The organism is Stenotrophomonas sp. TWI169, from assembly GCF_039674705.1.
Taxonomy (GTDB): Bacteria; Pseudomonadota; Gammaproteobacteria; order Xanthomonadales; family Xanthomonadaceae; genus Stenotrophomonas; species Stenotrophomonas maltophilia_P.
This window is the reverse complement of the sequence record NZ_JBDJOB010000011.1, coordinates 24,399-37,005: the sequence shown is the minus strand read 5'-3', so window position 1 is coordinate 37,005 and position 12,607 is coordinate 24,399. Positions and strand designations below refer to the sequence as shown.

Annotated in this window: 11 protein-coding genes and 1 riboswitch; of the genes, 5 read left to right on the top strand and 6 right to left on the bottom strand. The window is 67.6% G+C overall.

Annotated elements, in window-relative coordinates:
* Nucleotides 1-140 precede the first annotated feature (140 nt).
* On the bottom strand, nt 141-1,988 hold the full coding sequence (locus ABE543_RS10370) for a patatin-like phospholipase family protein (protein WP_262218886.1): 1,848 nt from the start codon (nt 1,986-1,988) through the stop codon (nt 141-143).
* A 142-nt stretch (nt 1,989-2,130) separates the two neighbouring features.
* A riboswitch (cobalamin riboswitch) is annotated at nt 2,131-2,360 on the top strand.
* A gap of 218 nt (nt 2,361-2,578) precedes the next feature.
* On the opposite strand from ABE543_RS10370, the gene metE reads away from it, so the two are divergent.
* The 3 genes from metE to pncA all read left to right on the top strand — a co-directional run bounded on the left by metE (nt 2,579) and on the right by pncA (nt 6,293).
* The gene (gene metE, locus ABE543_RS10365; protein WP_346475658.1) at nt 2,579-4,876 is read left to right on the top strand and encodes a 5-methyltetrahydropteroyltriglutamate--homocysteine S-methyltransferase; all 2,298 of its coding nucleotides are present in this window, start codon (nt 2,579-2,581) and stop codon (nt 4,874-4,876) included.
* Nucleotides 4,877-4,939: 63 nt separating this feature from the next.
* Nucleotides 4,940-5,611: an epoxyqueuosine reductase QueH gene (locus tag ABE543_RS10360; protein WP_065174192.1), complete on the top strand. Its 672-nt coding sequence runs from the start codon at nt 4,940-4,942 to the stop codon at nt 5,609-5,611.
* Between the two features lie 55 nt (nt 5,612-5,666).
* Entirely contained in the window at nt 5,667-6,293 is a 627-nt protein-coding gene (gene pncA / locus ABE543_RS10355) for a bifunctional nicotinamidase/pyrazinamidase (RefSeq protein ID WP_065174191.1), read from the top strand.
* A 22-nt stretch (nt 6,294-6,315) separates the two neighbouring features.
* Here pncA and purU read toward each other — a convergent pair whose 3' ends face one another.
* Nucleotides 6,316-7,167, bottom strand: a complete 852-nt coding sequence (gene purU, locus ABE543_RS10350; protein ID WP_053518573.1) for a formyltetrahydrofolate deformylase — start codon at nt 7,165-7,167, stop codon at nt 6,316-6,318.
* A gap of 113 nt (nt 7,168-7,280) precedes the next feature.
* Here purU and ABE543_RS10345 point away from each other — a divergent pair, with 113 nt between their 5' ends.
* Nucleotides 7,281-8,192 (top strand): LysR family transcriptional regulator, encoded by a 912-nt coding sequence (locus ABE543_RS10345; RefSeq protein WP_111186534.1) that lies wholly within the window; start codon nt 7,281-7,283, stop codon nt 8,190-8,192.
* 3 nt (nt 8,193-8,195) lie between these two features.
* Here the strand turns inward: ABE543_RS10345 and ABE543_RS10340 are convergent, their stop codons facing one another.
* The 3 genes from ABE543_RS10340 to ABE543_RS10330 all read right to left on the bottom strand — a co-directional run bounded on the left by ABE543_RS10340 (nt 8,196) and on the right by ABE543_RS10330 (nt 10,670).
* Nucleotides 8,196-9,296, bottom strand: coding sequence for an NADH:flavin oxidoreductase/NADH oxidase (locus ABE543_RS10340; protein ID WP_080375304.1), 1,101 nt, complete (start codon nt 9,294-9,296; stop codon nt 8,196-8,198).
* Nucleotides 9,297-9,418: 122 nt separating this feature from the next.
* Nucleotides 9,419-10,225, bottom strand: a complete 807-nt coding sequence (locus ABE543_RS10335) for an NAD-dependent protein deacetylase (protein ID WP_065174189.1) — start codon at nt 10,223-10,225, stop codon at nt 9,419-9,421.
* Nucleotides 10,226-10,268: 43 nt separating this feature from the next.
* Entirely contained in the window at nt 10,269-10,670 is a 402-nt protein-coding gene (locus ABE543_RS10330) for an acyl-CoA thioesterase (protein ID WP_053518579.1), read from the bottom strand.
* 91 nt (nt 10,671-10,761) lie between these two features.
* On the opposite strand from ABE543_RS10330, the gene ABE543_RS10325 reads away from it, so the two are divergent.
* Entirely contained in the window at nt 10,762-11,397 is a 636-nt protein-coding gene (locus tag ABE543_RS10325; RefSeq protein WP_111186533.1) for a LysE family translocator, read from the top strand.
* Nucleotides 11,398-11,553: 156 nt separating this feature from the next.
* On the opposite strand, the gene ABE543_RS10320 is transcribed toward ABE543_RS10325, so the two are convergent.
* Nucleotides 11,554-12,573: a ribonucleotide-diphosphate reductase subunit beta gene (locus ABE543_RS10320; RefSeq protein ID WP_019661865.1), complete on the bottom strand. Its 1,020-nt coding sequence runs from the start codon at nt 12,571-12,573 to the stop codon at nt 11,554-11,556.
* Nucleotides 12,574-12,607 lie beyond the last annotated feature (34 nt).

Below are 12,607 nucleotides of genomic sequence, written 5' to 3'. Positions count from 1 at the left end.
CTGTCAGAACGACGCATTGCCCTGGTGGGTGTCGACCTTGGTCGACACGGTTGAATCCTGGCGATGAGCCACCGCAGGGATCAGATCGTGCCGACCAAGGTCGGCACCCGCCGGAACAGTTCAATCGGCTGCGGCAGCGGTCAGTAGATCGGCGTCACCTTCATCTGCGGCAGCGGCCGTGGTGCGCCGTCGGTGAGGTCCGGGCCAAGATCCTCCCAGCTGCGGCCCTGCTCCACCATCAGCCCCCACAACTGCTGTGACGCCAGCCGCTTGTCCTCCGAGCCCAGCTTGTACGACGGTGGCGACGGCACGCCGGCAGCCACCATCGTGTACGCCGCCCGATAGGCCAGCACCTGCTGCGCGGGATCGTCGGTACGCGCCACTTCCAGCGTGTAACGCTGGTAGGCCGAGGCCAGGTTGCGCCAGCGGATCCAGTAGTGATTCTCGAAGGAGAACGCGCAGAAGCGCGCACCGGCCAGGCTGCCCTTGTCGGCGATGCGGGTCAGCACCTCCTGCGGCATGTCCAGGTTCATGCCGCCCTCATCACCCTGCAGGGTCACGTGCACGATGCGGTCGCGATAGCCCGGAGCACGCGCCTGCAGCAGGTCGCGCCAGTTCTGCATGGTTGCCACCACCGCGAACAGGAAACGGCCAAGCTCGCCGGCGGCCACCGGCGCGGCGATGGACTGGTAGGTGCGTTGCCAGCCATGACGGTTTTCGCTGGGCAGGAACACCGATCGCTCCAGCGCCTGCCGTGCATTGCCGCCGGAGCTGACCTCCTCCGCATGTTGCGGATAGACCAGGTTGATGGCGAAGGTCGGCCAGCGCGGAAGCGCCGCGTCGAACAGATGGATCGGGAAGTTGCTGCTGATGCCCCCATCGGAGAACCAGCAGATCCGGAAGGCGGTGATCACCGGGCCGCAGGCCTGGCCGGCACTGGTCAGCCCCTCCATGCTGTCGGCCACGTTGTGTTCCGGATCGGAGGCGGTCGCTCCAGGCTCGCAGCGGCGCTCGCGGCGCGAGGGCTCATGCAGCGGCACTGCGCTGATCAGCAACGGGAAACTCAGGCTCATCCGCGTTGCCACCAGTACCGGCAGCTGCGGCCCCTGCGGCAGGCGGTAATAGAGTCGTCCATCCACGCCCAGCGGCGGACCCGCATGGTTGACCAGCCACTGCACCACGCTGGCCGGGAACAGCTGGTCGAACTCTTCGCGCAGGAACCAGAACTGCGCGCCGCCCAGCGGCAGCGTGCGGGGTTCGTTGTGCGATACGCAGGTGGTGATCATCTGCAGGGTGATGGCATGCGGGCTGTCCGGCTCGTCTGCATAGCGCGGCGCATCGTGCAGGTCGGCAAAGGTAAGCGGCACATCGGCCGGCTTGCCTGACAGCTGCTGCAGGCAGCTGTGCAGCCATTCCGTCAACGCCGGCCGGCGCGCGTCGCTGCCGAGGCCGCTGCACAGGCCCAGCAGATTGCGTCGTGCCACCCGCGCGACCCGCAGCGCGGCCCCGGCCACGCCAGCGCCGTAGGCGCACAGCAGGGACGGCAGCAATGTTGCCGCCACTCCACTCCAGCCGCCGCCCCACGCGCCCAGCGCGAGCAGCAATGCCAGCGACACCAGCACTTCCAGCGGCGCGATCTGGAACACGGCGATGGCCAGGCACAGCAGCTTGCGGGGCCAGCCTGCATTGCTGGTCAGCACCACCAGCAGCCGATAGGCTGCACGCGCGCCGCGCGCCGGCTGGAACAGACCGTAGATGAACCCGCGCCGCGACAGCTGCGCCGACACCGCCGACAATCCACCGTACCCGGCATCGCCGGGCAGCGGCTCGCCCGCCTGCTGGCGGCGATCACCATAGGCCGCCGCCGCAGCCACCGCGGCGGCGATGGCGCCTGCCGAGGTGCCACCGATGCTCTTGAAGCGATACTCGCGCGCCAGCGCCAGTACCGCATTGGGGTACACGATGCCGCTGGTGATGCCACCTTTCATGACCAGATCGCAGTACTTCGCCGCCACACGTCACCTCCCGTCCGTCGGTTGCCAGTATCGCAAGCCGGCCTCTCACTGCCTGAGAAAGGCGCCACATCCCGGTGGTGTGATCCCGGGCCTTGACCATTGCTGCCAACCGGCCTACCTTGTGCACGCCGAAGGTATTCATCTCTTCATGCGAATGAAGGGATGAATTTAAACGGGAATCCGGTGAAGGCGCTTCGCGCGCCCATTCCGGAGCTGCCCCGCAGCGGTGAATGGAAACGAATCCTGCCAACAGCACTGGGCTCGCACCTGGGAAGCGGCAGGTAGTAGGTGGGCTGCGGCCCGCGTCCAACAGCCCGAATACCGGCCCCGGCCGGGGGACACGACCGTCCCCTGACTCGACCTGGAATCTCCGCGGGGAGGTTGCCGGGGCCGTCGTCGTCCTGCGCCTGCAGGGTGCGCGGCCACGTGCGTCCTTTTCACGGCATCCGGTTCGCCCGCGGGGGCGAAGGTCGCTGGCAAGACGCCCGTGGGCCGGCAACGGCACGCGTCGTCCTGCGGTTCCTTCGTTCCTCAATGCCGATATGCAATGAGGACACGCTGCAATGACCACTGTTACCAACCTGGGCTTTCCCCGCATCGGCGCCAAGCGCGAACTGAAGCGGGCGCTCGAACGCCACTGGGCCGGCGAGGACGACGCCGCCACCCTGCAGGCCACCGCCGCGGCGCTGCGTGCCCGGCACTGGCAGCTGCAGATCGAGGCCGGCGTCGATGTACCGCCGAGCAACGACTTCAGCCTGTACGACCAGGTGCTCGACACCGCATGGCTGTTCGATGCCATTCCCGAACGCTACCGCGAACTGGCCGCGCACGATCCACTGGCCGCCTACTTCGCCACGGCCCGTGGCCTGCAGCGCGATGGCATCGACCTGCGCGCGCTGGAGATGACCAAGTGGTTCGACACCAACTATCACTATCTGGTGCCGGAACTGCACGCGGGCCAGGCCTTCGCCCTGCGCGGTGACAAGCCGCTGGCCGAGTTCAACGAGGCCAGGGCGCTGGGCATCCACACCCGTCCGGTGCTGCTGGGGCCGGTGAGCTTCCTGCTGCTGTCCAAGACCACCGACGGCAGCGCCGCACTGGACCTGCTGGATGCCCTGCTGCCGGCCTATGTGCAGCTGCTCGGCCAGCTGGCCGACGCCGGTGCGGATTGGGTGCAGCTGGATGAGCCGCTGCTGGTGCAGGATCTCGACGCCGATGCGCAGGCAGCCTATGAGCGCGCCTATGCCCGGTTGGCCACGGCACGGCGTCCGAAACTGCTGGTCGCGACCTATTTCGGTGCGCTCGAGGACAACCTGGCGTTGGCCACCGGCCTGCCGGTGGACGGACTGCACGTGGACTTGGTGCGCGCGCCGGAGCAGCTGGACGCCGTGTTGAAGGCGCTGCCGGCCGAGCGCGTGCTGTCGGCCGGCCTGGTCAACGGCCGCAACATCTGGCGCACCCATCTGGACAACGCACTGATCCTGGCCCGGTTTGCCCAGGTGGACCGCGGCGCCGACCGGCTCTGGCTGGCACCGTCCTGTTCCCTGCTGCACACGCCCGTGGATCTTGCGCTGGAAAAGAAGCTGGATGACGAACTGAAGGGCTGGCTGGCGTTCTCCCGGCAGAAGCTGCAGGAACTGCGCCTGCTGGCCGACGCGCTCGATGGCAGGGTGGATGCGGAAGCGGGCCTGGCTGCCAACCGCGCTGCACTGGAGGGGCGTCGTCGCTCGCCACGCGTGCACAACCCGGCCGTGGCCGCACGCCTGGCCGCGCTGACCGTGGCCGATGCGCAGCGGCACACCGCCTACCCGCAGCGCCGCGCCGCGCAGCATGCGGCGCTGCAGCTGCCGCTGCTGCCCACCACCACGATCGGTTCCTTCCCGCAGACGCTGGAGGTGCGCGAGGCACGGGCCCGGCACAAGTCCGGCAAGCTGGGCCTGGCCGAGTACGAGGCCTTCCTGGAACAGCAGACCGCGCATGCGGTACGCGTGCAGGAAGCGCTGGGCCTGGACGTGCTGGTCCACGGCGAATTCGAGCGCAACGACATGGTCGAGTACTTCGGCGAGCAGCTGGAAGGCTTCGCCTTTACCGGCAACGGCTGGGTGCAGAGCTATGGCTCGCGCTGCGTCAAACCGCCGGTGATCTTCGGCGACGTCAGCCGCCCGCAGCCGATGACGGTGCGCTGGTCCAGTTACGCGCAATCGCTCACCGACAAGCCGATGAAGGGCATGCTGACCGGTCCGGTGACGGTACTGCAGTGGTCGTTCGTGCGCGACGACCAGGAACGCGATGTGACCTGCCGGCAGATCGCGCTGGCCCTGCGGGACGAAGTGCAGGACCTGGAAGCAGCCGGCATCGGCGTGATCCAGGTGGACGAGCCGGCCATCCGCGAGGGGTTGCCGTTGCGCCGCGCCCACTGGCGCGCCTACCTGGACTGGGCGGTGGAATCGTTCCGCATCAGTACCAGCGGCGTGCGCGATGCCACCCAGATCCACACCCACATGTGCTATTCGGAGTTCAACGACATCATCCACTCGGTCGCAGCGATGGACGCGGACGTGATCTCGATCGAGACCTCACGCTCGCGCATGGAACTGCTGGATGCCTTCGTGAAGTTCAACTATCCCAATGAGATCGGCCCGGGCGTGTATGACATCCACTCCCCGCGCGTGCCGGACAAGGCGGAGATGGTGGACCTGCTGCGCAAGGCGCTGGCCGTGCTGAAGCCGGAGCAGCTGTGGGTCAACCCGGACTGCGGGCTGAAGACCCGTGGCTGGCCGGAAACCCGCGCTGCACTGCAGGCACTGGTTGCCGCCGCAGTGGAACTGCGTGCCGAGCACACCGACGCCCGCGTCGCCTGACCTGTCTCTCCACCCCGATGCACGGGCCGCCGCCGTTGCCGGCGGTCCGTGCGGTACCTGATGATGACCGAGCTCCAACGCCCCACCCTGTCCCTGCCCGCCGACGGCAAGCGCCTGCTGCTGCATTCGTGCTGTGCGCCCTGCTCCGGCGAAGTGATGGAGGCGATCACCGCCTCCGGGATCGACTACGCGATCTTCTTCTACAACCCCAACATCCATCCGGTGAAGGAATACGAGCTTCGCAAGCAGGAGAACATCCGCTTCGCCGAGCAGCATGGCATCCCCTTCATCGACTGCGACTACGACACCGACAACTGGTTCAGCCGCGCGCGCGGCATGGAGAACGAACCCGAGCGCGGCATCCGCTGCACGATGTGCTTCGACATGCGCTTCGAGCGCACGGCGCTGTACGCGCATGAGCACGGCTACGACACCATCAGCTCGTCGCTGGGCATCTCGCGCTGGAAGAACATGGCGCAGATCAATGACTGCGGCATCCGCGCCGCGGCGCGCTACGAGGGCCTGCAGTACTGGGATTACAACTGGCGCAAGGGCGGTGGTGCCAGCCGCATGATCGAGATCAGCAAGCGCGAGCGGTTCTACCAGCAGGAGTACTGTGGCTGCGTGTACTCGCTGCGCGATGCCAACCGGCACCGCCGGGAGACCGGCCGCGAGCGGATCCGGATCGGGCTGCTGTATTACGGCCAGGACAACGAAACGCCGCAGGGCGATTGACGTGTGGCGAGGGGGCGGCCACGCTGGTCGCCTCTTCCGCCGCGCTGGAACGTCCATGCCCACCCTGCCCGCCACTGTCGCCCTGCTGGTGATCGATCTGCAGCCGGACTTCATGCCCGGGGGCGCGCTGGCCTGCGACCGTGGCGATGCGCTGGTCGCGCCGATCGCGCAGCTGCTGGCGCAGCGCCGCTACCGCACCGTAGTGGCCACCCAGGACTGGCATCCCGCGGACCATGCTTCGTTCGCCAGCCAGCACCCCGGCCATCGTCCGTTCGAAACGATCCTGCTGCATGCGCAACCGCAGACCCTGTGGCCGGACCACTGCGTGCAGGGCAGCGCCGGTGCCGCCCTGCATCCGCAGGTGGACTGGAACATGGCCGACCTGATCCTGCGCAAGGGCACCCGCCAGCAGGTGGATTCCTACAGCGCCTTCCGCGAGAACCACGGCCCCGATGGCGGACGCCCCGCCACTGGCCTGGCCGGCTGGCTGCATGAGCGCGGCATCGACGAGGTGCACGTCTGTGGCCTGGCCCGCGACTACTGCGTGCTGTGGAGCGCGCAGGACGCAGCCACGTCCGGCTTCAGGGTGAAATTCCTCTGGGACCTGACCCGGCCGGTGACCGAGGCCAACGACGGGATGGTGCGCGAAGCACTGGGCACTGCGGGGATCGGGATCCTCTGACGCACGTCCGGCCGGGCAGGTATCAGCGGAACACCACCGTGCGGTGCCCGTTGAGCAGGATGCGGTGCTCCACATGGCGGCGCACGGCACGCGCCAGCACCTGCGATTCGGTATCGCTGCCCAGGCGTACCAGGTCGCGCGGCGTCATCGCATGATCGACCCGGGCCACGTCCTGTTCGATGATCGGACCTTCGTCCAGATCCTCGGTGACATAGTGCGCGGTGGCGCCGATGATCTTGACCCCGCGCGCGTGCGCCTGGTGATAGGGCTGCGCGCCCTTGAAGCTGGGCAGGAAGCTGTGATGGATGTTGATCGCCCGGCCGGCCAGCGCGCGGCACAGGGTGGGTGAAAGAATCTGCATGTAGCGCGCCAGCACCACCAGGTCGATACGCTCGTGTTCGACCAGATCGATGATCTGCTGCTCCTGCACCGCACGCGTATCCGCGTTCACCGGCAGATGGTGGAACGGCACGCCGTAGGACGCAGCCAGCGGTGCGAAATCGGCATGGTTGGACACCACTGCCGCGATATCCACTTTCAGCTGCCCGCTGTGCGCGCGGAACAGCAGGTCATTCAGGCAGTGGCCCTGCTTGCTGACCAGCACCAGCAGGCGCGCACGACGCCGACCGTCCTGCAGCTGCCAGTCCATGCCGAACTCGCGGGCCAGTGCCGCCATGGACGCATGTACCGTGTCCAGGGGCAGGCTGGCGTCGCGGTCGAAATGCACGCGCAGGAAGAAGCGGCCGCTTTCCTCGTCGCCGAACTGCTGGGCGTCGAGGATGTTGCAGCCATGATCGAACAACAGGCCCGACACGCGGTAGACGATGCCGGTACGGTCGGGGCAGGACAGGGTGAGGATGGAATCGGGTCGCATCCTGCAAGTGTAGGGCAGCACCCCGCCCGCGTGATCCATTGTCACCGATGCAACGAACCACTTCGGACAGTTCCAGGTGATCGTGGCGGGCTTTCGTGGCACGCTGGCGGGTCATGAACCTGTTGCAGCTGATCCGCAGCTTCACCCGCACCGCAGACACCGGCAGCATTGCCGCTGCGGCCCGCAGCCTTGGCATCAGCGCCACCGCCGTCGGCCAGAACATCCATCGCCTGGAGGCACACCTGGGCGTGCGCCTGCTGAACCGCAGCACGCGCCAGCTGGCGCTGAGCGAGGCCGGTGCGCTGTACCTGGCGCAGGTGCGCCACATCGAAACCGATCTGGCGCGGGCGCAGGCCCTGGTCACCAGCGGTGACATCGAGCCGGCCGGGCCATTGCGCATCGCCAGCAGCCGCGCGTTCGGCCGCCACGTGCTGGCGCCCCTGCTGCCTTCACTGCAGCAACGCTATCCGCAGCTGCAGCTGGAACTGCGGCTGTCCGACCGGGCCGTGCAGCATGGTCCGGAGGCGGTCGATGCCAGCATCCGCATCGATGCGCAGCTGGAGGACGGCGTCGTGGCGCGGCCGCTGGCACGCATTCCCTTCGTCTTCTGCGCCTCGCCTGCCTACCTGCAGGCGCATGGCTGGCCACAGGAGCCGTCCGATCTGCGCGGCCATCGGGGTGTGCTGCATCGTTTCCCCACCGATGGGCGGCCTCTGCGCTGGGGCCTGCGCAAGGGCGACCAGCGCGCGGATGCGCCGCTGCCGCCCGGCATGGTGTGCGATGACATCGACGCGCTGGCCGAACTGGCCGCGGCCGGTGCCGGCATCACCCGGCTGGCGGCCTTCGTGGCCGATCCCTTTCTGCGCGATGGCCGGTTGCAGGCGGTGTTCGGCGCGGACAGCGCATGGCGCCCGGAACCGATGGAGGTCTATTTCTGCGTCAGCGACCGCCGCGACTTCACCGCCAGGATCCGTGCGCTGTTCGATCACCTGCAGGCCGGCCTGCCGCCGGCCTGGCGGGCATGACCTTCAGCGCGGGGTGAACACGCCGCGTGCCTCACGCGGCTCGCAGCGCAGGTACTGCGCGGCCGGCACCACGCTGTCGCCCAGCGCGGCTGCCGCGTGCCAGGGCCAGCGCGGGTCGTAGAGGATGCCGCGGGCCAGGGCGATGGCATCGGCGTGGCGATGACGCAGGATCGATTCGGCCTGCTCCGGTTCGGTGATCATCCCCACCGCGATGACCGGCATGCGCACCTTGGCCTTGATCGCGGCCGCGAACGGCACCTGGTAGCCCGGCCCGACGCTGATCTTCTGGCGCTCATCCAGGCCGCCGCTGGAGACGTGCAGGAAATCGCAGCCACGCGCGTCCAGCACCTGGGACAGCGCTTCGCTCTGCAGCAGATCCCAGCCACCGTCGACCCAGTCGCTGGCGGAGATGCGCACGCCGACGGCCACCTTGTCGGACACTGCCGCGCGCACGGCATCGAATACCTCTACCAGCAGGCGCAGGCGATTGGGCAGCGAACCCCCGTAGCCATCGGTGCGCCGGTTGCTCAGCGGTGACAGGAACTGGTGCAGCAGATAGCCGTGCGCGGCATGCACTTCGATCAGTTCGAAGCCCAGGCGTTCGGCGCGCACCGCGCTGGCGGCGAAGGCAGCAACGATTCCCGCGATGCCCGCCTCATCCAGTTCCTGCGGCGCGGGATCGGCAGCATGGAACGGCAGCGCTGACGGCGCCACCGTGGTCCAGCCACGTGCATCATCGGCCGGCAGCTGGCCACCGCCGTCCCAGGGACGCTGTACCGAGGCCTTGCGGCCGGCATGGCCCAGCTGGATGCCCAGCGGCATCGGCGACCAGCGCCGCACGCTGGCCAGCACGTGTGCCAGCGCAGCTTCGGTACCGTCATCCCACAGGCCGAGGTCGGCCCAGCTGATGCGTCCACGCGGCTCAACCGCCGTCGCTTCCAGGATCAGCAGGCCGGCACCGGATTGCGCCAGGTTGCCCAGATGCATGGCATGCCAATCGCTGGCGCGCCCGTCTTCGGCGGAATACTGGCACATCGGCGCGATGACGATGCGGTTGGACAGGGTCAGGCGGCCGAAGGTGATCGGCGAGAACAGCTGGCTCACGAGGGGTGCAGGGACGGGCAGAGGGGGGTGCGTATTGCACCGCTGCAAGGGCGGCGAATCAACCATGTGGATGGATCGCTGTTTCGCGGTGGCGCTGCATGCTCGCCGGGCATGGCCTGGCGCTACCCGATGACGAACCCGGCCAGCGCTTCAGCGCAATCGCGCTCGTCCTTGAACTGCAGCAGGTCGTCGGCACGGGTGCGGCCACGGTTCACGGCAGCCACCGGCAATCCGGCCTTTGCTGCGGCCTGCACGAAACGAAAGCCGGAATAGACCATCAGCGAGGACCCCACCACCAGCACGGCATCGGCCTGCTGCAGGTGCTCATGCACTGCCGCCACGCGTTCACGCGGCACGTTCTCGCCGAAGAACACCACGTCCGGCTTCAGCAGGCCGCCACAGGACGGACAGTCGGGCACCACGAAGGAGGAAAAATCGGTCTCCAGATCAGCGTCGCCGTCGGGGGCGATGCCGGCCTCGAGCGTGTCCCAGCCGGGATTGGCGTCCAGCAGGCGCTGCTGGAACGCCTGGCGACCGCTGCGGCGCTCGCAGCCCATGCAGCGCACCAGGTCCAGCCGCCCATGCAGGTCGATCACGTTCCGGCTGCCGGCGCGCTGGTGCAGGCCATCCACGTTCTGGGTCAGCAGCAACTGCACCTTGCCTTGCTTCTCCAGCGCGGCCAGCGCCTGGTGGGTGCCGTTGGGCTGGGCCAGGCCGAAGCGCGGCCAGCCCAGCAGGCTGCGTGCCCAGTAGCGCTGGCGGGTGGCGGCCTCGCCCATGAATGCCTGGTAGGTGACCGGCGGCGTGCGTTTCCATTGGCCATCGGTATCCCGGTAATCGGGGATTCCCGAGGCCGTGCTGCAGCCAGCGCCGGTCAGCACGAACAGGCGCTGGGCGCGGTCGATGAAGTCGGTCAGCGGCGGGGTCATGCCGACCAGATGGGGGCAGCACGGCGCCCCCACAAGCGCCGGCTCAGGGCGCCGGCAGCGGCGGCACCGCGATCGGCTGGCCCGCCTCGTCCAGCGCGATCATCACGAAGTGGCCGCGGGTGCAGAGCCTGCGCTCGCCGCTGTGCAGGTCTTCGGCAATCAGTTCCACCTCGACCTTCATCGAGCTGCGGCCGACCTCGACGATGCGGCCGATCGTTTCCACCATCTGGCCGATGCGGATCGGCAGCTTGAAGTCGACCTGGTCGCTGCGCGCGGTCACCACGGTGCGGCGCGAGTAGCGGGCGGCGGCGAGGAAGGCGGCCTTGTCCATCCACGCCAGCGCCTGGCCACCAAACAGCGTGCCCATATGGTTGGTATGGTTGGGAAAGACGATTTCGGCCATGCGCACTTCGATCGGTGGCACGGTTTCAGGGATCGGGGTCATGGGTAGGGCTTCGGTGTGGGGTGCGGCAATGTTAAGCCAGGCCCCGTACAGGCAGCGCTACACTGCGCCACGCCCACTGCCAGGACTGCCCATGCCCGCGACCTCCGATCTGCTGGCGTTCGCCCTCATCTCGCTGGGCATGGTGCTCACGCCCGGGCCGAACATGATCTACCTGGTCTCGCGCTCGATCTGCCAGGGCCGCCGCGCCGGCCTGGTCTCGCTGGGTGGGGTGGTGCTGGGTTTCGTGTTCTACATGCTGTGCGCGGCGCTGGGCATCACCGCCCTGCTGATGACGGTGCCGTTCGCCTACGACGCGCTGCGCATCGGGGGGGCGTTCTACCTGCTGTACCTGGCCTGGCAGGCGCTCAAACCCGGTGGCCGCTCGCCGTTCGCGGTGCGCGACCTGCCGCAGGACACCCCACGCAGATTGTTTGCGATGGGCTTTCTGACCAATCTGCTGAACCCGAAGATCGCGGTGATGTACCTGTCCCTGCTGCCGCAGTTCCTGCATCCGGACGGACACGGCAGCGTGCTGATGCAGTCGCTGGTCCTGGGTGCTACCCAGATCGTGGTGAGCCTGAGCGTGAACGCGGTGATCGTGGTGCTGGCCGGCAGCATCGCTGCATTTCTCGCCGCGCGCCCCACCTGGCAGGCGGCACAGCGCTGGTTGATGGGCACGGTCCTGGCCGGGCTGGCGGTGCGCATGGCGGCGGAAGGGCGGCGGTAATACGCCGGGTAGCGCCGGGCCATGCCCGGCGGGCGCGCAGCGCGGTCGACGCTGCGCGCAGCCCCGGGCGGTACACGCCGGGCATGGCCCGGCGCCACCCACAAAAAACCCCGGCATCGGCCGGGGTTTTCGCTGCGACAGGCCTGACCGGACGGGTCAGAAGTTCATGTCGAAGGCAACTTCGCCCTGCACGCCGACCTGGTAGGCCGAAACACGGCGTTCGAAGAAGTTGGTCAGCTCCTGCACGTCCTGCAGTTCCATGAACGGCAGCGGGTTGCGCACGTTGTACTTCTTTTCCATGCCCAGCTTGGCGAAGTGCTGGTCGGCGCAGTGCTGCAGGTACTGGCGCATGTCGCGCGTGGAGATGCCCGCCACGCCGCCGGACAGCACGTCCTCGGCGAACTGCACTTCGCACTCGATCGCTTCGGCCAGCATGTCGTACACCTGCTGCTTCATCTCCTCATCGAACAGGTCCGGCTCTTCCTCGCGGACCACGCGCACCGACTCGAACGCGAACTCCATGTGGGCGCTTTCGTCGCGGAACACCCAGTTGGTGCCCGAGGCCAGGCCCGGCAGCAGGCCGCGCGAACGGAAGTAGTACACGTAGGCGAACGCAGCAAAGAAGAACAGGCCTTCGATGCAGGCGGCGAAGCAGATCTGGTTGAGCAGGAACTGGCGGCGCTGTTCGCGGGTCTCGATGCGGGTCAGGTCCTGGATCGAGTCGATCCACTTGAAGCAGAAATCGGCCTTCTTCTTGATCGAGTCGATGTTCTCCACCGCCGAGAACGCCTTGGCGCGCTCTTCCGGGTCCGGCAGGTAGTTGTCGAGCAGGGTCAGGTAGAACTGCACGTGCAGCGCTTCTTCATACAGCTGGCGCGACAGGTACATGCGCGCTTCCGGCGCATTGAGGTGCTGGTACAGGTTCAGCACCAGGTTGTTGGACACGATCGAATCGCCGGTGGCGAAGAACGCGACCAGGCGATGGATCAGGTGGCGCTCACCCGGCGACATCTTGCTGTGCAGGTCGGTGATGTCGATCTGGAAATTGATCTCTTCCACCGTCCAGGTGTTCTTGATCGCATTCCGGTACATGTCATAGAACTGCGGGTAGCGCATCGGGCGCAACGTCAGTTCAAAACCGGGATCGAGCAGCATCTGCTTGGGCTTGTCGGCCATGGGTGTTTCCTTGTCTTCTCGGGTCAAAACGCCG

Coding starts and splice junctions, on each gene's coding strand:
- ABE543_RS10320 (WP_019661865.1), bottom strand. CDS start 12,573: ATGGCCGACAAGCCCAAGCAGATGCTGCTCGATCCCGGTTTTGAACTG.
- ABE543_RS10330 (WP_053518579.1), bottom strand. CDS start 10,670: ATGACCCCGATCCCTGAAACCGTGCCACCGATCGAAGTGCGCATGGCC.
- purU (WP_053518573.1), bottom strand. CDS start 7,167: ATGCGACCCGATTCCATCCTCACCCTGTCCTGCCCCGACCGTACCGGC.
- metE (WP_346475658.1), top strand. CDS start 2,579: ATGACCACTGTTACCAACCTGGGCTTTCCCCGCATCGGCGCCAAGCGC.
- pncA (WP_065174191.1), top strand. CDS start 5,667: ATGCCCACCCTGCCCGCCACTGTCGCCCTGCTGGTGATCGATCTGCAG.
- ABE543_RS10360 (WP_065174192.1), top strand. CDS start 4,940: ATGACCGAGCTCCAACGCCCCACCCTGTCCCTGCCCGCCGACGGCAAG.
- ABE543_RS10335 (WP_065174189.1), bottom strand. CDS start 10,225: ATGACCCCGCCGCTGACCGACTTCATCGACCGCGCCCAGCGCCTGTTC.
- ABE543_RS10370 (WP_262218886.1), bottom strand. CDS start 1,988: ATGAAAGGTGGCATCACCAGCGGCATCGTGTACCCCAATGCGGTACTG.
- ABE543_RS10325 (WP_111186533.1), top strand. CDS start 10,762: ATGCCCGCGACCTCCGATCTGCTGGCGTTCGCCCTCATCTCGCTGGGC.
- ABE543_RS10345 (WP_111186534.1), top strand. CDS start 7,281: ATGAACCTGTTGCAGCTGATCCGCAGCTTCACCCGCACCGCAGACACC.